General features: G+C 71.3%; 18 protein-coding genes and 1 pseudogene. 6 read left to right on the top strand and 13 right to left on the bottom strand.

All coding sequences use genetic code 11. The features are described from left to right. Positions 1-58: 58 nt before the first annotated feature. Complete coding sequence (locus ACIHFE_RS17660; protein ID WP_400107444.1) at positions 59-412, bottom strand: hypothetical protein; 354 nt, start codon at positions 410-412, stop codon at positions 59-61. Positions 413-690: 278 nt separating this feature from the next. On the opposite strand from ACIHFE_RS17660, the gene ACIHFE_RS17655 reads away from it, so the two are divergent. Then, complete coding sequence (locus ACIHFE_RS17655; RefSeq protein ID WP_400107442.1) at positions 691-1749, top strand: NlpC/P60 family protein; 1059 nt, start codon at positions 691-693, stop codon at positions 1747-1749. Positions 1750-1777: 28 nt separating this feature from the next. Here ACIHFE_RS17655 and ACIHFE_RS17650 read toward each other — a convergent pair whose 3' ends face one another. The 4 genes from ACIHFE_RS17650 to ACIHFE_RS17635 form a co-directional block, all read right to left on the bottom strand. Beyond that, positions 1778-2896, bottom strand: coding sequence for an alpha/beta hydrolase (locus ACIHFE_RS17650; RefSeq protein WP_400107440.1), 1119 nt, complete (start codon positions 2894-2896; stop codon positions 1778-1780). Positions 2897-3068: 172 nt separating this feature from the next. Continuing rightward, positions 3069-3761 (bottom strand): LuxR C-terminal-related transcriptional regulator, encoded by a 693-nt coding sequence (locus ACIHFE_RS17645; protein ID WP_400107438.1) that lies wholly within the window; start codon positions 3759-3761, stop codon positions 3069-3071. Next, positions 3758-5062 carry a PspC domain-containing protein gene (locus ACIHFE_RS17640; RefSeq protein ID WP_400107437.1) on the bottom strand — a complete coding sequence of 435 codons (1305 nt, stop codon included), beginning with the start codon at positions 5060-5062 and terminating at the stop codon, positions 3758-3760. Before ACIHFE_RS17640 ends, ACIHFE_RS17645 begins: the two co-directional genes overlap by 4 nt. 83 nt (positions 5063-5145) lie before the next feature. Further along, positions 5146-6780, bottom strand: coding sequence for a protein kinase (locus ACIHFE_RS17635; RefSeq protein ID WP_400107435.1), 1635 nt, complete (start codon positions 6778-6780; stop codon positions 5146-5148). 130 nt (positions 6781-6910) lie between these two features. Between ACIHFE_RS17635 and ACIHFE_RS17630 the strand changes: the two genes are divergently transcribed. Together ACIHFE_RS17630 and ACIHFE_RS17625 are read left to right on the top strand one after the other, a co-directional pair. Next, entirely contained in the window at positions 6911-8254 is a 1344-nt protein-coding gene (locus tag ACIHFE_RS17630; protein ID WP_400107433.1) for a PspC domain-containing protein, read from the top strand. Then, entirely contained in the window at positions 8241-8477 is a 237-nt protein-coding gene (locus ACIHFE_RS17625) for a hypothetical protein (RefSeq protein WP_400107431.1), read from the top strand. Before ACIHFE_RS17630 ends, ACIHFE_RS17625 begins: the two co-directional genes overlap by 14 nt. Positions 8478-8645: 168 nt before the next feature. Here the strand turns inward: ACIHFE_RS17625 and ACIHFE_RS17620 are convergent, their stop codons facing one another. From ACIHFE_RS17620 to ACIHFE_RS17600, 5 genes and pseudogenes are all read right to left on the bottom strand, one after another. Beyond that, positions 8646-9152, bottom strand: a complete 507-nt coding sequence (locus ACIHFE_RS17620; protein WP_400107429.1) for a DoxX family protein — start codon at positions 9150-9152, stop codon at positions 8646-8648. Between the two features lie 182 nt (positions 9153-9334). Next, a complete protein-coding gene (locus ACIHFE_RS17615; RefSeq protein WP_400107427.1) occupies positions 9335-10348 on the bottom strand; it encodes an Ig-like domain-containing protein in 1014 nt (337 codons plus the stop codon). 167 nt (positions 10349-10515) lie between these two features. Then, a complete protein-coding gene (locus ACIHFE_RS17610; RefSeq protein ID WP_400107425.1) occupies positions 10516-11376 on the bottom strand; it encodes a class II aldolase/adducin family protein in 861 nt (286 codons plus the stop codon). A 224-nt stretch (positions 11377-11600) separates the two neighbouring features. Beyond that, positions 11601-11753 (bottom strand): annotated as a pseudogene (locus ACIHFE_RS17605) (Uma2 family endonuclease); the annotation flags it as partial. Between the two features lie 114 nt (positions 11754-11867). Continuing rightward, a complete protein-coding gene (locus ACIHFE_RS17600) occupies positions 11868-12725 on the bottom strand; it encodes an alpha/beta fold hydrolase (protein ID WP_400107424.1) in 858 nt (285 codons plus the stop codon). Between the two features lie 222 nt (positions 12726-12947). Here ACIHFE_RS17600 and ACIHFE_RS17595 point away from each other — a divergent pair, with 222 nt between their 5' ends. After that, positions 12948-13445 carry a cupin domain-containing protein gene (locus ACIHFE_RS17595; RefSeq protein ID WP_400107422.1) on the top strand — a complete coding sequence of 166 codons (498 nt, stop codon included), beginning with the start codon at positions 12948-12950 and terminating at the stop codon, positions 13443-13445. A 73-nt stretch (positions 13446-13518) separates the two neighbouring features. Here ACIHFE_RS17595 and guaA read toward each other — a convergent pair whose 3' ends face one another. Beyond that, positions 13519-15117 carry a glutamine-hydrolyzing GMP synthase gene (gene guaA, locus ACIHFE_RS17590; RefSeq protein ID WP_400107420.1) on the bottom strand — a complete coding sequence of 533 codons (1599 nt, stop codon included), beginning with the start codon at positions 15115-15117 and terminating at the stop codon, positions 13519-13521. Between the two features lie 440 nt (positions 15118-15557). Between guaA and ACIHFE_RS17585 the strand changes: the two genes are divergently transcribed. Next, positions 15558-15869, top strand: a complete 312-nt coding sequence (locus ACIHFE_RS17585; RefSeq protein WP_400107418.1) for a chorismate mutase — start codon at positions 15558-15560, stop codon at positions 15867-15869. 702 nt (positions 15870-16571) lie between these two features. Then, a complete protein-coding gene (locus ACIHFE_RS17580) occupies positions 16572-17546 on the top strand; it encodes a hypothetical protein (protein WP_400107416.1) in 975 nt (324 codons plus the stop codon). A gap of 75 nt (positions 17547-17621) precedes the next feature. Here ACIHFE_RS17580 and ACIHFE_RS17575 read toward each other — a convergent pair whose 3' ends face one another. Beyond that, positions 17622-19400, bottom strand: a complete 1779-nt coding sequence (locus ACIHFE_RS17575; protein WP_400107414.1) for a GMC oxidoreductase — start codon at positions 19398-19400, stop codon at positions 17622-17624. Between the two features lie 13 nt (positions 19401-19413). Further along, positions 19414-21027, bottom strand: a complete 1614-nt coding sequence (locus tag ACIHFE_RS17570) for a succinic semialdehyde dehydrogenase (protein ID WP_400107412.1) — start codon at positions 21025-21027, stop codon at positions 19414-19416. Positions 21028-21090 lie beyond the last annotated feature (63 nt).

Genomic DNA, 21090 nt, shown 5'->3' with positions numbered 1-21090 from the left:
GTTGTCCGAGTCTAGGCGGGACCGCCGACACTCGGTCCGGGTTCGGCCGATGGGGCCCTCAGGTCCACAGCACGGCGATAAAGATGTTGGTGGCGGTGAGGGCGCCCACCGTGCCCAGGGCGGCGGAGGCGACCTTCTCCTCGTCCCGCTTGATGTACACCAGGCCCAGGATCACGACCAGTAGTGCCAGCTTCACGCCGATCTTGACGGTGTTGACGGTGGCGCCCTGCGCCTGGTTGAGGCCGACCAGCGCGACGCCGGTGACCAGCATGGTCAGCGCGCCGTGCAGCATGGCCGGAACCATTCGCCCCTCCCCCTGTCCCAGTGCCTTCATCTGGGTCAGGAAGCCGCCGAGCAGGGCTGCGATGCCAATGATGTGCAGGCCGATCACGGCGTGAATCAGTACGTCCATGGACATCGACCCTAACCGGCCCATACCACTCACCCGGCACGAGGGGCGGCGAGATCACCACCTCGGTCAAGCACGGACCAGTTCACTCTGCATGCATCCGAAATGTCCGACCAGCACCAGTCAAGTCACCACCGATTTCAGCCAGTAACAGTCATGCGCGTTACCGGGCGATGCCGCGGTTTAGCGTCCTGCCCCAGACGGCGGTGGCCCGCCCTCTCCCCCTCGTACGGGCCGCCGCCGGTCAGCACTTGCCGGACCGGAAGGAAGTGACGGCCACCGTGGCGTCGCACCGAAAGCCCAAGCAGCACCCGCTCGTCGGCGGTACCGCCCGGACCGCGGCGACCATCGCGCTGGCGGGTGCCGCCACCGCCACGGCTCTGGAGGGCACCGGCCAGGCCGCGCCCCAGCAGAGCCCGGACCGGCTGAAGGCGGAGGTCACCCGCTACTACCGGCAGGCCGAGGTGGCGACCGAGCAGTACGACGGGCTCAAGGAGAAGACCGACCAGGCCCGGACGGCGCTGGACCGGCTGCAGGACGAGGCGGCCCGCAAGACCGAGCGGCTCAACCAGGCGCGGGACGCCCTGGGCTCGTATGCCGCCGCCCAGTACCGCAGCAGCGGGATCCCCTCCACGGTGCGGCTGCTGTTCGCCTCCTCGCCGCAGCGGTTCCTGGACCAGGCCTCGCTGGTTGACCGCGAGGGCAGCGAGCAGGCAGCCGCCGTCTCCCGGGTGCACCAGGAGCTGCGCGAGGTGAACCAGGTACGGGCCGGTGCCGAGGCCAAGCTGGCCGAGCTGCACCGGGAGCAGCAGGCGCTGGCGGCCCATAAGCGCGAGATCGAGGCCAAGCTGGCGGCGGCCAGGGAGCTGCTGGCCCAGCTGCCGGCCGCGGACCGGGCCGCGGTGCGGGACGGTGACACGGCCGACGGCTCCGCCGCCCCGGACGCCCGGGCGAGCCGCTCGGCACCGCGCATCGCGGTGCGGGCCCCCTCGGCGCGGGCGGCGCAGGCGGTGGCCTTCGCCTACTCGGCGCTGGGCAAGCCCTATGTGTGGGGCGCCACCGGACCCTCGTCCTTCGACTGCTCGGGGCTGACCCAGGCGGCCTGGCAGGCGGCCGGGGTGTCGCTGCCGCGCACCACCTACACCCAGATCAACGCCGGGCAGCGGATCGCCCGGAGCCAGCTGGAACCGGGTGACCTGGTGTTCTTCTACTCGGGGGTGAGCCATGTGGGGCTCTATGTGGGGGACGGGAAGATGATCCACGCCCCGCACCCGGGTGCCCCGGTGCGGATCGCACCGGTGGACTCCATGCCATTCGCGGGGGCGTCCCGGCCGGTCTGACCCGCCGCTGACCCGGCCGCCGGCCCGCCTAGTAGGTGACCTGCTGGGTCAGCCAGCGGAAGACATCGGGGACCTGTTCCTTCCACACCGAAGTGCGGTGGCCGCCGGCGCCGTCGGGGATCTTCTCCACCTTCACCAGCGTCGGGGGCTTGGACACCTTCTTGATCGCCATACCGGCCAGATAGCCGTCGTTCTCCTGGCCGGAGATGAACAGCGAGATCCTGGGCGGGGTCTTGGCGTGCGCCAGCATCTTCAGCGGGTTGTTCTCGTCGCGCAGCTGCGGGGACTTGGAGGTGAGGGAGACGCGCTCGGCGATGGGGTCGTTGTAGCCGGAGAGGCTGACGCCGGCCCGGTAGCGGTCGGGGTGGGCGATGGCCAGCTTGGCGGCGCAGTGGGCGCCGGCCGAGTAGCCGGCGACGGCCCAGGCGTCGGGCTTGTCGGTCACCCGGAAGTTGTCGATGACCATTTTCCGGACATCGAAGGTGAGCCAGGTGTCGGCGTTGACCGTGCCCGGGATGTTGGCACAGCCGGTGTCCACGCCATTGGCCAGCAGGTTGGTGCGGGGCGCGACGATGATGAACGGCGCCACCTCGCCCCGCTCCATCATGGGCTTGACCTGGGTGTTGACATCGAGGCTGCCGAACCAGGCCTTGGCCGAACCGGGGAAGCCCGGCAGGACCTCCACCACGGGGAACTTCTTGTGCTGGAACTTGGGGTCGTTGTACTGCGGGGGAAGCCAGACATAGACCTCGCCCTCGACGCCCGAGACCTGGCCCTTGAGCTCGGTCTGCTGGACGCCCTCGCCCATCCGCGGGTCGGAGGCCGGCTTGAACTTCTGCTTCACCTTCGGCAGGTCCTTGATGGACTTGCCGCCGGTGCCGTCCTTGCCCAGGTTGGCGGCGGCCTTGACGTGGTCACCGGTGCCGAGCAGGTCGTCCCAGTTGTCGTAGAGGCCATTGGCGTTGTTGACCACGACAAAGACCATGGCTATCGCCGTGGCCTGCGCGAATATCAGCATCAGGAACCGGGTGAGGTGCCTGAACAGCCGTGGGCCGCCGACCCTGGACCACAGTGCCAGGGGCAGCACAAGCGCCACCACGGTCAGCACGATCGTGGTCAGGAAGAAGGGCGTCCCGGTCAGACTCATGGGCTCTCGTTCGGACTCGCGTTTCCGGATCTCGGCCCGGGCGGGCCGTGGCCCTGCTGATCGAGAGCCTCACTTTCGACTAGCTAGACGACAAAGCGAACCGGAAGGTTCCCTCAGGCACCTTTTGCCTCCCTCACCCCCGGTCAGCACCACCGGTCGGATCAGGCCCCACTCAGATCAGCCGGCGGGCGGTGGCCCAGCGGGTCAGCTCATGGCGGTTGGACAGCTGGAGCTTGCGCAGCACCGCGGAAACATGGGACTCCACCGTCTTCACCGAGATGAACAGCTGCTTGGCTATCTCCTTGTAGGCATAGCCCCGGGCAATCAGCCGCAGCACCTCGCGCTCACGCTGAGTGAGGCGGTCCAGGTCCTCGTCGACCGGCGGGGCGTCGGTGGAAGCGAAGGCGTCCAGGACAAAGCCGGCCAGCCGGGGCGAGAAGACCGCGTCGCCATCCTTGACCCGGAAGATCGCGTCGATCAGGTCGGTGCCGGTGATGGTCTTGGTGACATAGCCACGGGCGCCGCCGCGGATGACACCGATGACGTCCTCGGCCGCGTCGGAGACGGACAGGGCGAGGAAGCGGACCGGCGACTCGGTGGCCGCCGAGAGCGCCGCGCAGCGGCGGAGCACCTCCACCCCGCCGCCGCCGGGCAGATGGACGTCCAGCAGCACAACCTCCGGGCGGGTGGCGGTGATGACCGTGACCGCCTGGTCGACATCGGCCGCCTCCCCGATGACCTCGACACCGGTGCGCTCGGTGGCCCCGATCTCGGCCTGCACCCCAGTGCGGAACATCCGGTGATCGTCCACCAGCACGACCCGTACCCGGCGCTCCACCGGTGCTTCCTCAGGCCCGTTCGTCATGACGCCTTCTCCACCCTCTCCATCTCCAGCTCCACTTCGGTTCCCCCGTCCGGCGCGGACCGCAGCCGGGCCGTGCCTCCGTTGCGCTGCATTCTGCCGATGATCGACTCGCGGACGCCCATCCGGTCCTCGGGAACGGCGTCCACATCGAAACCGGGCCCCCGGTCGCGCACGGAAATGAAGACCGTCCGGCCCTCGACCTCGGCATAGACCTGGACGGCGCCCCCGTCACCGCCGTACTTGGCGGCGTTGACCATGGCTTCCCGGGCGGCCTGCAGCTGGGCGCCGAGCTTCTCGTCCAGCGGGCAGTCGCCGACCACCACCACCTCGATGGGCACCCCGTGGTAGTCCTCGACCTCGGCGGCCGTCGCCTTGACCGCCTCGGCCAGGGTCTGCGGCTCCTCGGCCTCGTCCTTGCCCCGCCCCTCGGGGTTGTACAGCCAGGCGCGCAGCTCCCGCTCCTGGGCCCGGGCCAGCCGGGCCACCTCCCGGGAGTCCTCGGCGTTGCGCTGGATCAGGGTGAGGGTGTGCAGCACGGAGTCATGGACATGGGCGGCGACCTCGGCGCGCTCCTGGGCGCGGATGCGCATGGTCCGCTCCGCCGAGAGGTCCTGGGTCATCCGCACCACCGAGGGACCGGCGAGCAGGGCTATGCCCACCAGGACGGCCAGGGACGCCTGGAGCACGGTGCCCAGGTGCTGGGCCGAGCTCTGCAGGACGACTATGCCGGTGACGCCCGCGCCGACCAGCAGCACCCCGGCCGCGCCGCGGGCCAGTGGCAGCACCCGCTTGCTGCGGCTGACCTCCATCCAGTGGGCCCGGCGGGCGTTGTCCGCCTGCCGCCAGACCAGGGCGACGCCTGCCCCTATCAGCACCAGCGGCCAGACATAGACATTGGCCCGGCCCAGGTGCAGCCGGTCCAGCAGGATGGCGGCGCCCACGATCAGGGCGAGCAGCGCGAAGAGCTGCCCCCGGTCGGGCTTGCGGGCGAACAGCCGGCGGCCGTCCTCGGTCAACTCCTCGTCCGCGCGCGGCGCTTCCACTCCGCCCACGCCCAGCGGGACCACAAACCAGAACACCGCGTACAGCAGGGCGCCGATGCCCTGCGCCATCAGGAGGGCCAGGAACACCAGCCGCACCCAGGACACGGGCACGCCCAGGTGTCCGGCCAGGCCACGCGCCACGCCACCGAGCATCCGCCCCTCGGCGCTGCGGTAGAGCTTGCGCACGGGGGTGGGGTCGGTGGCGGGCAGCGCGTAGGCGGCGCCTGCCCGGGGCTGCGTCGTCGTTGCGCCGGTCATGCCTCGATCGTCACATGGGGGAGGCCGCCGCGGTATCGGGGTCGTCCCTGATCGGACCCGGGGTTCCGGCATGGCCCGTCCCCCTAGTGGCCGTTGAGGCGCAGTCCGTCGCGGACCGCGTCGAAGGCCGGCCGGTAGTGGTCCCACTGGGCATCGGGAGCGGACAGATAGATGGCGTACTCATTGCCGCCCTCCTGCCCGAAGCCCAGGTCGATGGCGCGGAACTTGCGTGCCCGGCCCTGCCAGCTGAACTCCCAGACGGCGGCGGGCCGGCCGCGGTAACGGGTCGGCTGCAGCCGCTCCCGGTGGTACTGGGCCATCTCCGGGTTGGCCTTGGTCTGTTCCTCCACGTCCTTCCAGTGCTGGACGTGGTCGGGTCCGGCCAGGTCCAGCACATCGACCTCGAGGGCGGCCAGACCGGTCGGATCCACGTATCTGACCATCGACTTGACCTGCTTGCGGGTCCAGCCCTCCGGCACCGGAAAGGCGACACCCAGCCCCTTCTCCGTCGCCAGCCGGTAGCCGTGCGGCACCGGCGGCGGCGGGGACGGCGCCGGGGACAAGGGGGCGGACCGGGTCGCGGACGGGGCGCTCGGCTCCGGCCCCGCGCTGTCGTCCTTCCGCTCGCCCGGGGTCAGCACATAGGCCGCCGCCGCCAGGGCCACCACTCCGGCCACCGCCGAGGAGGCCCACAGCGCCGTGCGTCCCCGGCCCGGCCGGGGCTTGGCCGGGTCCGGCTCGGGGGCGGAGAGGGCGGCGGTCGCCGCCACGGCCTCCGGGCCGGCCGGGCCGGCCGGTGGCCGCACCGCGGGGGCCGCCGGGGGTTCCTGGACCGCCGGGGGTTCCTGGGCTGCCGGCGGATTCATCCGGCTCATCTGTTGCATCCGCACCGTCGCCGACTCGGCCGCCGGCTCGCGCAGGATCTGTTCCACCAGCTCGGCCGGGGGCCGCAGCTCCGGTTCCTTGGCCAGCAGCGTCTCCACCAGCCGCGTCAACGGCCCCGCGTTCACCGGGGGTTGCAGCGGATCCACGGCGATCGCATAGGCCGTCTCGACGGGGGTGTCCCGCTGGAACGGGGTACGGCCCTCCAGCGCCTGGTAGAGCGTGGCGCCCAGCGCCCACAGGTCGGCGGCCGGGCTGGGCTTGGCGCCCTTGACCCGCTCCGGGGCGATGTAGTCGATGGAGCCGACCATCTCGCCGGTCTTGGTCAGCGTGGAGTTGCCGGCGGAGTAGGCGATGCCGAAATCCGTGAGCACCACCCGGCCGTCCGCGCCGAGCAGGACGTTGCCCGGCTTGACGTCCCGGTGCAGCACCCCGGCGGCGTGCGCCGCGCGCAGGGCGGCGATCATTCCGCGGCCGATCCGGGCCGTCTCCTCCGGCGTGAGGGTGCGGGACTTGAGGAGGTCACTGAGGGTCCGCGAGGGCACGTACTCCATCACGATGCACGGCAGCCCCTCGTCCTCGACCACGTCGTGCACCACCACCACATTGGGGTGGCTGATCCGGGCCGCGCTGCTCGCTTCCCGGCGGGTCCGCTCATAGAGGGTGGCCAGGTCCTCGTCGGACAGGCCGGGCGGAACGTGCAGACGCTTGACCGCCACCTGACGGGCCAGCAGGGTGTCCTCGGCACGCCAGACGGTGCCCATGCCGCCGCGCCCTATCCGGTCCAGGATCCGGTAACGGCCGGCGAGCAACGGCCCGGACACCGACTCAGTCACCGCACCCCTCCGGTTTCCAGTTACATGTTCGATCAGCCACCCTAACCGGGCGGGTCTCAGGGGTGATCTCAGGGAACGGCCAGGGTCACCACGGATGCCGCGCCGCCGTTCCGGTTGACACCATGTGCCTATGACCGACGCACCCCCCACCGAGAACGCGCAGAACGCGCAGTCCGCGGAGGCGCCACCCGCCGCCCCGTGGGACGCCCGGCCGCCGCTGCGACGCAGCCGCGAGCACAAGGTGCTCTCCGGCGTGTGCGGCGGGCTGGGCCGCTTCGTGGACGTCGACCCGGTGATCTTCCGGGTGGTGCTGGGCGTACTGGCGGTCACCGGCGGCGTCGGGCTGATCGTGTACGGCTTCGCCTGGCTGCTCATCCCGCTGGAAGGCGAGGAGGAGAACGAGGGCCGGCGGATGCTGTCCGGCCGGGTGGAGGGCCCGGCGCTGACGGCGGTGCTCTGCGCGCTGGTCGGCTGCGGACTCTTCCTGTCCATGATCAACAACAGCGGGGCGATGTCCTTCTCGCTCATGCTCTCCTTCGCTCTCATAGGCGCGGCCTACTGGTCCTTCCGGCGCCGGGGCGCCGACGGCGGGGCGGCCGAGCCATCCGCGCCCGGGGTCCAGAAGGCGCACAAGTCCCAGCCGGACGCTCCCCCGGAGACGCTGGCGCCGCCGCCCCCTGGCGCCCCGTCCTGGTGGCGCGACCCGATCACCAAGGACGGCATACCGAGGACGACCGCGGCCGACACCGGCTACCTCTGGGGCCCGGACGACGAGCCGGTCGATACCGCGCCCGTGGCTGCCCCCCGGCGCCCGCCCCGGGTCCACGACGGACGGCAGCTCGGCGGCTGGATCTTCCTGCTGGCCGTGCTGGCCTTCTGCGTCAGCACCAACCTGACCTGGCACGGCCATCCGCTGGGCACCACCCTGGAGATCGGCCTGGCCTGCGCCCTCGGCGTCTTCGGCCTGGGCATCGCGGTCAGCTCCCGGTACGGGCGCACCGGCGGGGGCACGGTGACCACCGCGGTGCTCATCGCCGCCCTGCTGGCCGGTGCCGCCGCCCTGCCCAAGACGGTCACCGCCCACTGGGCCCGGACCACCTGGCGGCCCATCAGTGCCGCCGAGGTGCGCCCCGGCTACCAGATCGGCAGTGGCATCGGCGTGCTGGACCTCACCGGCCTGCCCTGGCCCAAGACCGGCGGACCGGCCGCGCCCACGGTCAGCACCCGCGCGGAGGCCGGAGCCGGGAAGCTGAAAGTCGTCCTCCCTCAGGACGTCACGGCGGACCTGCGCATCGAAACCGGCATAGGCGCCATCCAGTTGCCCGGCACCGACCCCAAGGACGTCGACGTCCAGTTCACCCAGCACAAGCATGTGACGCTGCGGCCGCCGGCCGGGCACGCCTCCCGGGGCACGGTGGAACTACGGCTCAAGACCGGCGTGGGCCAGGTGGAGGTGACCCGTGCGACGGCATGACTTCGAACCCGGCAAACTCGTGGTGGGAATCGTCCTGTTGGGCGGCTGCCTGGCCTATCTCGCCGCGGTCCGTGGCTGGTGGCACTTCCCCTCCTATCTGATCCTGCCCGCCCTGGCCGTCGGCTTCTGCCTGGCCGGGCTGGTGTCCTCCCTGACCTACGCCGTGCGCCGGCACCGGGCCCGCGGGACGGATCCGGTGGAACGGGGGCGGGTGCGGGGCTGATTCGGCGGTGACGGTGGCGGCGGCGGTGGCGTCACCGGCATGTTGCTCACCCGCCGGCCCCTTGGCGAAGGCTTGCACGCCGATATCAGCTGCCCGCAGGCCGACTGCGGGCACGGCCCTGCGGGGCGCGTATCACGCCCACCCGTACTCCCCGGGCGACGAGGCCCCTCAGGTGCGCCCCCGCCAGGAGGCGTCGAGTGAGAGCAAGGGCGCGCCCGCCAGTATCAGTGGCAGCCAAGCCATCAGGTACACCAGGTCGTTGCCGTAGTAGTAGGGCGTGGCCGGCCAACTCACCGTCAGCCAGAGGCTGAGCGAGATCAGCGCCCCGCCGAGGGCGGCGAGACGGGCGAACAGGCCCAGCAAGGTGCCCAGCCCCACGGCCAGTTCACCCACGGCTATGGCGTATCCAAAGCCGGCCGGGGCCTTCAGGGCCAGGTCGACCAGTCCGGGGAGGGCCGCCGTGTCCCGCACCGAGTGCATCAACGCTCCAATGGAGCCGGGCCCGTCGGCCGCCAGGAAGGCGGAGTCGGTGAGCTTGTCCAGCCCCGCGTAGACAAAGGTCACCCCGAGAAAGATCCGCAGCGGGAGCAGTGCGTACCGGGAGAGGTCGGGCCGGCGGGACAGGACGTCCGTCCGTGTGTACCCGCGTGAATTCCCGCGCCCCAGGAGTGCCATGCAGTCCACCGCCTTTCGTTCCCCGGCCGGGATTCCAGCCGCGCCGGCCACGCCAAGCCGTTCCGGCCGGTCCGGCCGGTCCAGCCGCTTCGGCCGATCCGGCCGTTCCCTGACCATACGGAAACGCGGGGCGGCGCGTTCAGGGCTGTGGATGACGGCAGGTTTGTGGAGAACTCCGTCACTCACCCGGTGCGCACGCCCAACTCGCTGCCGTCCAGCCACTGTTGCCAGCCGAGATTCCAGTCGCCATAGCCATTGCCGAAGTGATCCATGGGCTTGCCGGAGCTGCCGGTGACCTGGACCACGTCGCCCTTGCGGCTCAGCCCATAGAGCCATTTGGCGTTCTCGGTGGACATGCCTATGCAGCCATGGCTGACGTTGGCCTTGCCGAAGGACTCGGCGTTGTCGGGCGCGGCATGCACATACTCACCGCTGACCGTCTCCCGCATGCTGAAGTCATAGGAGCCATAGAAACCATCGGGGTGGTTGCGCGGGATGCCGATGGACCGCGAGTCCATCACCACCCGGCCCTCCTTGGCCAGGATGGTCTTGATGCCGTCCCGGGTCCGGTACTTCTTCTCGTCGCCCCCGCTGATCGGAATGGTGCGCAGCGTCTTCCCATTGCGCACCATGGTCAGCGTATGGGCTTTGAGATCAACGGTGTTGACCATGGAGTCCCCTATGGTGAAGGAGATCCTCCGGTCGCGGTCGCCCGCCGTGCCCCCGGCCAGCTTCACTCCCGCGAGACGGGCGTCCAGGGTGACCTTGGTGCCGGCCGGCCAGTAGGTCTCGGGCCGGAAGTGGAGCCTGGTGTCGCCCTTGGACTCGTTCCAGTGCCAGGCTCCGGCGATCTTCGGCGAGGTGGAGACCTTCAGCCGTCCCTCGATTCCGGCCCGCAGCTCCTTGGCCACCTTCCGCTGCTTGAAGACGATGGCGATGGGCTGCCCGACGCCCACGGTCTCACCGCCGGCCGGCGCGATCTCCGGCCGCACCACCCGGGCCGCGCCCGGCAGCATGGCGGCAGGCGGTGCGGGCTTCTCGCTGGTCGCGGGCGGGGTGAGTGAGTCACCACCCCGGGCATCCGGGGCGGCGGCGGACCTCTCCTCGGCCTCGGCACCACCGCCGCAGCCGGTGACGGTCACCGCGGCCAGCGCGAGGGCGGCGGACAGCCCGACGGTATGGGAGGGGAGGCGCATGGTGCTCCTACGGGTTCGTCTTCCGGTTCGGGGCAGGACGAAGCCGGGGTGTCTGTGCCCCGGCTTCCCACCATGCTAAGCAGCGCAAAACAGCATCAAAGGGCCCAGGAGGACGATCCCGCCCCCCTCCCATGGGCGGGGGTCCCGCAGCAGACCCAGGAAGCCGCTCAGTCGAGCAGCTCCGGCTCACTGCGGACGATCTGCTGGTAGAGCGGCTGGTAGTTGATCCACGCCGCGAGGTCATTGCCCAGTTGCCCATGGGTGTGCTTGGCATGACCGGGACTGATGCGCACCGGCTTCCCGGCCGCCTTGGCGGCCAGTTGCACCTGACAGGAGCGCTCCATGGTGATGAACCACCAGGCGGCGGCGTCCACCGAGTCGCCGACGGTCAGCAGCCCATGGTTGCGCAGGATCACGGCCTTGTACGAGCCGAGGGCGGCGGCGATGCGGCGGCCCTCCTCCTCGTCCACCACCACACCGGTGTAGTCGTCGAACAGGGCGTGGTCCTCGTAGAAGGCACAGACGTCCTGGGTGATCGGTTCCAGCAACTCGCCCAGCGAGGACAGGGCCCGGCCGTAGGTGGAGTGGCTGTGCGCGGCGGCCACCACATCCGGCCGGGCCCGGTGTATCTGCGAATGGATGGCGAACGCCGCCTGGTTGACATGGTGGCGGCCCTCCACGACCTGGCCCTGGTGATTCACCATGATCAGGTCGCTGACGGTGATGTGCTTGAAGGACATCCCGAAGGGGTTGACCCAGAAGTGATCCGTGAACTCCGGGTCCCGGGCGGTGATATGGCCCGCGACGCCCTCCTCGAAGCCGAACCGGCCGAAGAGCCGGAGGGCGGCGGCCAGCCGCTGCTTGCGGTAACTCCGCTCATCCGTAACGGACTTGTGCTCCGGCGGCATGGCGAACCGGAGTTTTTCGGCGGGGATGGGGGCGGGGGGCTTGGGCGCCGGCGACTGCCGGGGCTGTACGGACTGCGCCTGCGACTGAGGCTGAGATGGGGGTTGTTGTGGTTCGGGCATCGGCGGATCTCCTCCGGGCGGTCCACGCATATGGGTGCGTGCGAAGTGCGCACCGTGCATGCGCGGAGTGCGTACGAGTTGCGTACGGACCGGAAGCTACCGCCGGGTATTAACCTGGACCAGTACCCAGGGGCCACATGCTGCCAATTGCCCTAGAGCGGCCGCCGCTTGCTGATCGCAGTGAGGTCGATGTCGACGGGGAACGGGACATCAAGCTTCAGCCCCTGCGGGCTCATAAAGACGAGGCTCCCGTCGATCAGCTCGGTACGCCTGGGCAGATGCGGAAGCCGGTCAAGATCCTCCGCCGTCCAACCCCCCGGCGGGGGCACCGGGTAGTTGTACCGCTCATCCAGCTCGAACTCGGGGGCAGCACTCATGGTTGCTCCCATGCCACGGAGTCTCGCGCCCACAGCGAGCCTACCGACCCCAAACCAAGACACCCCACCCAAACGAACGACCGACACCCAAGTCATTGACCGACCACACCCCGGTCACCCACCGATCACCGCGGCCAGCTCCCCCACGCACTCACCAGCAACCGCATGCCCCATCCCCCGCACCGCCACCACCCGCGCCCCCGCGATCACCTGCCCCAGGTGACGGGCGTGAGCCGGGCGCCACACCGGGTCGGCGGGGGACTCCACGACCGTCACCGGCACCGTGTTGCGCGCCAGCGCCTCCGTGCGCACCAGGTCCGACTGGTCGGCCAGCGCATGCGCGGTGGACGGCCGGTGGTGACCGGTGTGTTCGATGATGCGGCGCTCCAGGGAGCGGAATTCCCTGTCGTCAAAGGGGAGTTGATCGCCGTTCAGCAGCCGCCAGTGCGCCACCCGCCGCTCCAGCTCCGCCTCCATGCCATGGTCCGCCACCGGCTGCGCCCAGAACTCCAGCAGCCGGGCGTCCGGACCCGGCAGCTCCGCCACCGGGATCCGCGTTCCGTCCGGCTCCACCAGCGGTGCCTCACTGAGTGCGCAGGTGCCGAACAGGGTGGCACGCGCCACCCGCTCCGGATGGTCGGCCAGGATCAGCTGAACCAGTACGCCGCCCATCGACATGCCGACCAGGTGGGCCCGCCGCACATCATGGGCGTCCAGCACCGCCAGGGCGTCGTCGGCGAGGTCGGCCAGGCGGTACGGGCGCTGCTCATACGCCCAGGTCGAGCGGCCGGTGTCCCGGTGGTCGTAGCGGATCACAAAGTGCCGCTCCGCCAGGGCGTCCACCAGCGCCTCGGGCCAGGTGAGCCCGGCCGCACCCGCGCCCATGACCAGCAGCAACGGCGGATGGGACGGGTTGCCGCGGGTCTCGGTCCACAGCCGGACACCGGACTCGAGATCGATCACACGCTCCATGGCGCACACCTCCGGAATGAGGAATTCAGACGAGACGTCTCGTCTCGCTATCTACCTTAGGGCAGCCCGGCTCTCCCGCACAACAGGCTTTCCTCCTACGCAATTGACCACGGAAATCGCCCCTGAAATGCACCAGGGAACGGGTCTTTCGCACCCCTAGATTCATGGGTGCCGGCCAACTCCCCCGCCCATCGGCACCACCCGCGACCCCGAGGAGCACCCATGAACACCGCCAGCCACGCACACCCCGTCCTGGTGCGGGCCGCCGAGGCCGAGACCGTCCAGGACGGTGCGGCCAGCCTGATCACCCTGCTCACGGACGCGGACGCGACCGGTGGGGCGCTCACCGCCAACCGGGCCACGCTGGCCAAGGGTTCGCCCGGCGCGCCCGCGCACTTTCACACCAAGGCCACCGAGATGTTCCTGGTGCTCGGCGGGAAGATGCGGTTCCTGGTGCGGGACGAGGTGCTCATCCTGGGCCGGGGCGACTTCCTGACGGTCCCGCCGACCGTGCCGCACGCCTTCGCTCCGGCGCCTGGCGAGGAGGCGGAACTGCTGGTGGTCTTCACCCCGGGGCTGCACCGGTTCGACTACTACCGGCTGCTGGAGCGGGTGTACCGCGGCGAGGCGACCGTCCAGGAGATCAGGGACAGTTCGGAGCGCTATGACAACCACTATGTGGAGAGCCCGGTCTGGCGGCGGGCACTGGAAGAGCGCTGAAACGACGACCGCGCCGCCCCCGTCCGGATGGACGGGAAACGGCGCGGTCAGCAGCCGGCAGCGCCGGAAGCTGTTACTCCCACTCGATCGTGGCCGGCGGCTTGCTGGTCACATCCAGCACCACTCGGTTGACGTCACGCACCTCATTGGTGATGCGCGTGGAGATCCGGGCCAGGACCTCGTACGGCAGGCGCGACCAGTCGGCGGTCATGGCGTCCTCGGAGGAGACCGGGCGCAGCACCACCGGGTGGCCGTAGGTGCGGCCGTCGCCCTGGACGCCGACCGAGCGGACGTCGGCGAGCAGCACCACCGGGCACTGCCAGATCTCGCGGTCCAGACCGGCGGCGGTCAGCTCCTCGCGGGCGATGGCGTCGGCCTCGCGCAGCAGGTCCAGGCGCTCCCGGGTGACCTCGCCGACGATGCGGATGCCCAGGCCGGGGCCGGGGAAGGGCTGGCGGAGGACGATCTCGTCCGGCAGGCCCAGCTCCTGGCCGACCATCCGGACCTCGTCCTTGAACAGCTGGCGCAGCGGCTCGACCAGCTTGAACTCCAGGTCCTCCGGCAGGCCGCCCACATTGTGGTGGGACTTGATGTTGGCGGTGCCGGTGCCGCCGCCGGATTCGACGACGTCCGGGTAGAGGGTGCCCTGGACCAGGAACTCGACGGGCTCGCCGCTCTCGTCGCCCTCGGCGATGATCTCGGCCTGGGCCTGCTCGAAGACCCGGATGAACTCCCGGCCGATGATCTTCCGCTTCTCCTCGGGGTCACTGACCCCGGCGAGCGCGACCAGGAACTGCTCCTGGGCGTCGACCACCTTCAGCTGCACGCCGGTGGCGGCCACAAAGTCCTTCTCGACCTGCTCGGTCTCGCCCTTGCGCATCAGGCCGTGGTCGACGTACACGCAGGTCAGCTGGGAGCCGATGGCCTTCTGCACCAGAGCGGCCGCGACCGCGGAGTCCACGCCGCCGGACAGGCCGCAGATGGCGCGCTTGGTGCCGACCTGGGCGCGGATCGCCTCGATCTGCTCCTCGATGACATTGCCGGTGGTCCAGGTGGGCTCGATGCCCGCGCCCCGGTAGAGGAAGTGCTCCAGGACCAGCTGGCCGTGGGTGGAGTGCATCACCTCGGGGTGGTACTGCACGCCGTAGAGCTTCTTCTCGTCGTTCTCGAAGGCGGCCACCGGCACCTGGTCGGTGGAGGCGGTGACGGTGAAGCCCTCGGGGGCGGCGGAGCAGGCGTCGCCGTGCGACATCCACACCGACTGCTCGTCCGGGGTGCCCTCGAAGAGGGTGGAGCCGGACTTGGAGACATGCAGGGGGGTGCGGCCGTACTCCCGGGCGCCGTTGTTGTCCACGGTGCCGCCGAGGGCGGTGGCCATCAGCTGGAAGCCGTAGCACATACCGAAGACGGGGACCCCGGCCTCGAAGATGGCGCGGTCGAGCTGCGGGGCGCCCTCTTCATAGACCGACGAGGGGCCGCCGGACAGGATGATCGCCTTGGGGTTCTTGGCGAGCATCTCGGCCACCGGCATGGTGGACGGAACGATCTCGCTGTAGACCCGCGCCTCACGGACGCGGCGGGCGATGAGCTGGGCGTACTGCGCACCGAAGTCGACAACGAGCACCGGCTCCGCGGTGTGGTCGTGGGCGGCGGCTTGAGTCGCTGATGACACTTCGGCGGCCTTCCGGCGGATCGGGGATGGGTCTCTCTCTTTGTCGATTCTACCGGCGCGCGGGTGCTTGCTTTTGTCTCACCATCCGAATCGCATCCCACTCCGGGCTCCAAAACCGGTCCCGGAGGGGTCCCAAACCAGCCGCAATCCGGCGCCGGGCCCCGCCCCGGACCCGGGCCCGGACCGGCCCCGGATTTATCCCCGGATTGGTTCTGCGGCCGCCCGGAGGCCATACTGAGCCCCATGCGTCAGCACACGACCTTCGTCTTTACGTATGGCACCGGCCCGTCCGGCTGCCATGGTCGTGCTGCTTGAACCACTGACAAGCGACTTCGACACAGCGCCCCGGGCCGGCCCAAGGCCCGGGGCGCTGTGTCGTTTTCCACAGTCTCCACAGGCCGGGGGCCGTTCGCCGGGGCCGGACCCCAGGAGACACGGACATGACCACGGACAGCATCAAGGCCACCGCCAAGGACGCCGGCAAGGACACCGGCGCCCGCACCCCGGAGGCGGCCGGCATGATCACGGACGCCCGGGAGCGGATCGACGAGCTGGACGGCCGCATCATCGGGCTGATCCAGGAGCGGATGGCCGTCTCCTCGGCGATCCAGCGCGAGCGCATCGGCTCCGGCGGGCGGCGGATCAGCTTCTCCCGGGAGATGGAGGTGCTCCACCACTACAGCGAGCAGCTGGGCCGCAGCGGTACCGCGCTGGCGATGACCCTGCTGGAGCTGTGCCGGGGCCGGGTCTGACCGCCGCCGGACGCCCGGGCGCGGGGAAACCTGGCGCCCGGCCCATCACTCGTACGAAGCGTGACCGGCTCGGGACGGGCTTCGTTGGACGGGTTGCCGCGCCAGCCAGGAGCGGCCTCTCCCCCGAGCCCGGTCTCGCCCGGGCGGGGAAACCCCAAGAAATCCACGCGTGGCCTCCGCCCCCGTTCAGCTGGGCGCCCGACATCGACGGGGCGGAACCACCGGAGTGTGAGACGCGCCCGGACGCGCCTCATGGGACCTCGCTCCGGTGGCGGTGATCGGTCAGCAGGGGACAGCAGCCCGGTCGCCATCCAAGGGCGGCCGGTTCCGGGGACGCCTGGAGCCGGCCGTATCCGGCCCGAACGGTTGCGCCCGGCCAGGTCCATACCCCACGATGCAAAGGGAACACCAAGTCCCTTGCCCAGCACCGACATTGGTTCAACCACTTCCCCAGCCAGCGGCGCTCCCCCCGGCGCCGCGCCGCGGCACCGGGCCACCCTGACCCTCGGTGCCGGCACTCAAGGGCCCCGTGGCCGTCCGCTCGCCCCCGCGTAGACGGCCCGGGGCCCTTCGCCTGCCCGGCGCACCCCGCCGCGACCAGGTGAGATCAATCACACCCCGGGCGGTTCCGGCCCCGTACAACCCTTCATTGGGGCGACTGGTCATGTACGTGCTAACGCACTGATCCCGGGAGAGGGCTCCATGAAGCTTCGCCGTGCTCTGGTGGCGGTGGCCGCCGCTGCCACCGTCGGCCCCGCCGCGCTGCTCACCGCGACGTCCGCCATGGCGGCGGAGCAGCCGTCCGCCACCGTGACGCCCAGCGCCACGACCACCGCCGGCCCGGAGCAGCCTCCCAAGTCCCCTGATCCGGCGGCGACTCGGCCCGGCACGGCCCCGGCCACCGCCCCGTCCACCACTTCCACCGCCACCTCCACTTCCACCGCCACGGCGCCGGAACCGTCCGCGAGCACCACCACGGCCGGGCCCACCGCGACCGCCACCCCGACCCCCTGCACGGCGGACTCCGCCCTCGCCCGGACCGAACTGCACGGCCTGCCCGGCCAGTTGGTGGCCGGCTCGGGCTGGCATGAGTTCACCTACCGGGTGAGCAACACCTCCGCCCGGGAGCTGCACTCGGTGGCCGCCTATGTGGAGGTCTTCTCCTACCGGGGTGCCACCGAGACCAGCGAGCACCTGCGGCTGCAGTGGTACGACCCGGGCGCCCGCCGGTGGCAGACCATCCGCTATGGCTCCGGCTACTTCGCCGAGGTGCCGGTGCTGCGGCCGGGTCACCATGCCAACGCCCGGCTGCGGCTGGCGGTCGACGCCAAGGCGCCCGCCGGGACCGGGGCCGCCTTCCAGGTCGGCTACTACCGCACCGCCGACCACGGCTGCGGCTACTCGCCGGGCACCTCCTACTCCTTCGAGGTGCTGGCGGCCGGCAGCAAGCCGGAGCATCAGGGTGAGGCCAGGCCCACGGACAAGTCGGACTCGGAGTCCAACCGGCCCGCGCCGCAGGGCGAGTTGTCCAAGCTGCCGGTCACCGGCGAGCTGGCCCATACCGGTTCGTCCTCGGCGATGCCGGCGCTGGGGGCGCTGAGCGGGGCCGCGGTGCTCGCCGGGGCCGGGGCGGTGGTGCTTTCCCGGCGGCGCGCCACGGGTAGGGGCCACCGCTAGGCGTTCAACTGCGGACCGTGGGTGGCTGGTCGCGCCCACGCGGTGGAGCCGCACATCACTGCTGCCCCGCGCCCCTTAAGGGGCCCCTTCGGGGCACCCCTTGGGCGGCACCTCCGGCACCGGAAGGAAAGGCAGCCGCAGGGCGCCGAACGCCCCCTCGGGGACCGCGGGATGGCGGGGGGCCACCGCGGTCAGCGGCCGGTACTCCTCGTCCTGGGCGGGCCGGGGGTCGGCCTCGCCCTTGTTGGGCCACAGCGCCATGGCCCGTTCCGCCTGGGCGGTGATGGTCAGCGACGGGTTGACGCCCAGGTTGGCGGAGACCGCCGCCCCGTCCACCACCGAGATCCCCGGGTGCCCGTAGAGCCGGTGGTAGGGGTCGATGACCCCGCTGTCCCGGTCGGCGCCGATCGGGCAGCCGCCCAGGAAGTGCGCGGTCAGCGGGGTGCCGATCAGCTCGCCGACGTTACTGCCGGCGAACCCGTTGATCTCCCGGGCCAGTTGGGTGGCCGCCTCGGCCGCCTCAGGGATCTGCTGGGGGTTGGGGGCGCCATGCCCCTGCCGGGCGGTGAGCAGCCCCTTGCCCGGTCCCCGCTTCCGCCGGTACGTGGTCAGCGAGTTGTCCAGGGACTGCATCACCAGGGCGATGATGGTGTGTTCGGACCAGCGGCGGTTGGACAGCGAGCGGAGCAGCAGCAGCGGGTGGCGTGCGCACCGGCCGGCGAAGGCCACCGCCCGGGGCGCCCGGGTGCCCACCGGCACCTGGAGGACGGACAGCAGGCCCATGGCGTTGGACCCCTTGCCGTACCGCACCGGCTCGATATGGGTGTCGGGGTTGGGGTGCACCGAGGAGGTGATGGCCACGCCCCGGGTGAAGTCGGCCTTCCGCTCGCCATGGGCCTTGCGGTAGCGGCGGTCGTCGGTCTGCGCGCCGCACAGCGCCTCGGAGTTGGTGCGGGTCAGCTCGCCCAGCCGGGCGGAGAGCCGGGGCAGGGTGCCGGTGTCCCGCATGGTGTGCAGCAGCGTCTGGGTGCCATAGGTGCCGGCGGCGATCACCACCTGTCCGGCGCGCAGCACCCTGGGCCGCGCCCGGCGCCGGTCGGTGGGGACGATGGCCACCCGGTGGCCGCCGTCGGGGTGTTCACCCACCGCGAGGACCGTGGTCATCGGGTGGATCACCGCCCCGGCCCGTTCGGCGAGGTGGAGGTAGTTCTCGTTGAGGGTGTTCTTGGCGCCGTGCCGGCAGCCGGTCATGCACTCGCCGCACTCGGTGCAGGCCCGGCGGGCGGGTCCCGCGCCGCCGAAGTAGGGATCGGGCACCTCCTGGCCCGGCCGGGCCCGTACCGTGCCGTCGGCGTCCTGTCCGTCCCCGAAGAACACGCCGACCGGGGCCGGGTGGAAGGTGTGGCCGATGCCCATCCGCTCGGCGGCCGCCTTGAGATGGACGTCGGAGGGCGTGGTGGTCGGGTTGAGCCGGACGCCCAGCATCCGCCGGGCCTGTTCGTAGTACGGGCCCAACTCCCGCTGCCAGTCGGTGATGCCGGCCCACTGGGGGTCGTCGAAGAAGGCCCGGGGCGGGACATAGAGGGTGTTGGCGTAGTTGAGCGAGCCGCCGCCCACGCCCGCCCCGGCCAGCACCATCACCTTGCCCAGCAGATGGACGCGCTGGATGCCGTAGAGGCCGAACCGGGGCGCCCAGAGGTAGTTGCGCAGGTCCCAGGAGTTCCTGGGCAGGGTCTCGGGGGTGAAGCGGCGGCCCGCCTCCAGCACCCCCACCCGGTAGCCCTTTTCGGTCAGCCGCAGGGCGGCCACCGCGCCGCCGAAGCCCGAGCCGACCACGATCACGTCATAGTCCACGCCGCCGCCCTCCTCAGCGCAGCCGCAGCGTCTTCAGCGCCCGCAGCCCGCCGGTCAGCAGCCGGGCGTACGCCTGGTCGTCCAGGCCGAAGGCCGGTGCCATCGGCATCACCCGCTGCTCGGCGACGGTCTGTGCCTCGGTGAACTTCATGATGCCCTCCGCCCCGTGCCGGCGGCCGAGGCCGGAGTCGCCCATGCCGCCCATGGGCGCCCGGACGCTGCCATAGGCCGCCGCATAGCCCTCGTTGACATTGACCGTGCCGCTGCGCAGCCGGGCCGCCACCGCCCGGCCGCGGCGGGCATCGCGGGTCCAGACACTGGAGTTGAGGCCGTAGGGGGTGGCGTTGGCGCGCTCCACGGCCTCGTCCTCCTGGTCGAAGCGGTAGACGGAGACCACCGGGCCGAAGGTCTCCTCGGCGCATACCGTCATCTCCGGGCCGACGCCGTCCAGGATGGTCGGCTCATAGAACAGCGGCCCGATGTCGGGGCGGGGGCGGCCGCCGGCCAGGACCGTGGCGCCCTTGGCCACCGCGTCCTCCACATGCCGGGTCACGGCGGCCAGTTGGCGCTCGGAGGCCAGCGATCCCATGTCGGCGCCATAGGCCAGCGAGGCGCCCAGCCGCATGGCCCGGGTACGGGCGGTGAAGCGGTCCAGGAACCTGCCGGCGACGGAGGAGTGGACGAACAGCCGCTCCACCGAGATGCACAGCTGGCCGGCCGAGGAGAAGCAGGCGCGCACCGCGCCGGCCGCGGCCTTGTCCACATCGGCGTCGTCCAGCACCACCATGGCGTTCTTGCCGCCGAGTTCCAGGGAGCAGCCCACCAGCCGGACGGCGGCGCCCTGGGCGACCTCGCGGCCGGTGCGGGTGGAGCCGGTGAAGATGACATAGTCGGCGTGGGCGACCACCGCCGGGCCCACCACCGGTCCCTCGCCCAGCACCACCTGCCAGAGATCTTCCGGAAGCCCTGCCTCCACCAGAAGTTCGCGGGCCCACAGGGCGGTGAGCGCGGTCTCGGTGTCCGGCTTCATCACCACCGCGTTGCCGGCCGCGAAGGCGGGCAGGGCGTCGCCCACGGAGAGTTCCAGCGGATAGTTCCAGGGCGCGATCTGCCCCACCACCCCACGCGGCACTCGCAGTTCGGTGACCTTGGTGAGCAGCGGGAGGACGCCGATGTGCCGGCGCGGCCGCAGATAGCCCGGGCCGGCCAGGCCGTAGTGGCGGGCGGCCACCGCGACCGCCTGCACCTCCTCATGGGCGTGCAGCCGGGCCTTGCCGGTCTCCAGCTGGATCAGGTCCAGGACCTCCGACTGGCGGGCCAGCAGCAGGTCGTGGAAGCGGGTGAGGACCGCGGCCCGGGAGCGCACCGGCACCCCGGCCCAGCGGCGCTGGGCCGCGCGGGCCCGGGCGAAGGCCGCGGCGACATCCTCGGGGGTGGATTCCGGCAGTTCGGCGAGGACCTTGCCGGTGAACGGCGTGTGGCTGACGGTGCGGCCGGTGCCGGCCACCGGGTGCGTCAGCCGGGCCACCAGCTCGGGGGTGACCACATCGGCCGCCGTGCGTCCGGCCGGAGGGGCCACCGGGTTGCCGCCGCCGGTGGATTGGTGCCGCGAGTGCGCTGCAGTCATGAGGGCGAGCGTAGGGGCGCTCCCCCGGTTTTGGTACCCGCCGGTAGCCCCTGGGGGCAGGAC

The organism is Streptomyces sp. NPDC052396, assembly GCF_044593195.1.
Taxonomy (GTDB): Bacteria; Actinomycetota; Actinomycetes; order Streptomycetales; family Streptomycetaceae; genus Streptomyces.
Note: the sequence above shows the minus strand (reverse complement) of the source record. Positions and strands in the feature narration are given on the sequence as shown.

Coding starts and splice junctions, on each gene's coding strand:
- ACIHFE_RS17580 (WP_400107416.1), top strand. CDS start 16,572: ATGAAGCTTCGCCGTGCTCTGGTGGCGGTGGCCGCCGCTGCCACCGTC.
- ACIHFE_RS17650 (WP_400107440.1), bottom strand. CDS start 2,896: ATGAGTCTGACCGGGACGCCCTTCTTCCTGACCACGATCGTGCTGACC.
- ACIHFE_RS17645 (WP_400107438.1), bottom strand. CDS start 3,761: ATGACGAACGGGCCTGAGGAAGCACCGGTGGAGCGCCGGGTACGGGTC.
- ACIHFE_RS17615 (WP_400107427.1), bottom strand. CDS start 10,348: ATGCGCCTCCCCTCCCATACCGTCGGGCTGTCCGCCGCCCTCGCGCTG.
- ACIHFE_RS17595 (WP_400107422.1), top strand. CDS start 12,948: ATGAACACCGCCAGCCACGCACACCCCGTCCTGGTGCGGGCCGCCGAG.
- ACIHFE_RS17610 (WP_400107425.1), bottom strand. CDS start 11,376: ATGCCCGAACCACAACAACCCCCATCTCAGCCTCAGTCGCAGGCGCAG.
- ACIHFE_RS17600 (WP_400107424.1), bottom strand. CDS start 12,725: ATGGAGCGTGTGATCGATCTCGAGTCCGGTGTCCGGCTGTGGACCGAG.
- ACIHFE_RS17570 (WP_400107412.1), bottom strand. CDS start 21,027: ATGACTGCAGCGCACTCGCGGCACCAATCCACCGGCGGCGGCAACCCG.
- ACIHFE_RS17585 (WP_400107418.1), top strand. CDS start 15,558: ATGACCACGGACAGCATCAAGGCCACCGCCAAGGACGCCGGCAAGGAC.
- ACIHFE_RS17620 (WP_400107429.1), bottom strand. CDS start 9,152: ATGGCACTCCTGGGGCGCGGGAATTCACGCGGGTACACACGGACGGAC.
- ACIHFE_RS17640 (WP_400107437.1), bottom strand. CDS start 5,062: ATGACCGGCGCAACGACGACGCAGCCCCGGGCAGGCGCCGCCTACGCG.
- ACIHFE_RS17660 (WP_400107444.1), bottom strand. CDS start 412: ATGGACGTACTGATTCACGCCGTGATCGGCCTGCACATCATTGGCATC.
- ACIHFE_RS17630 (WP_400107433.1), top strand. CDS start 6,911: ATGACCGACGCACCCCCCACCGAGAACGCGCAGAACGCGCAGTCCGCG.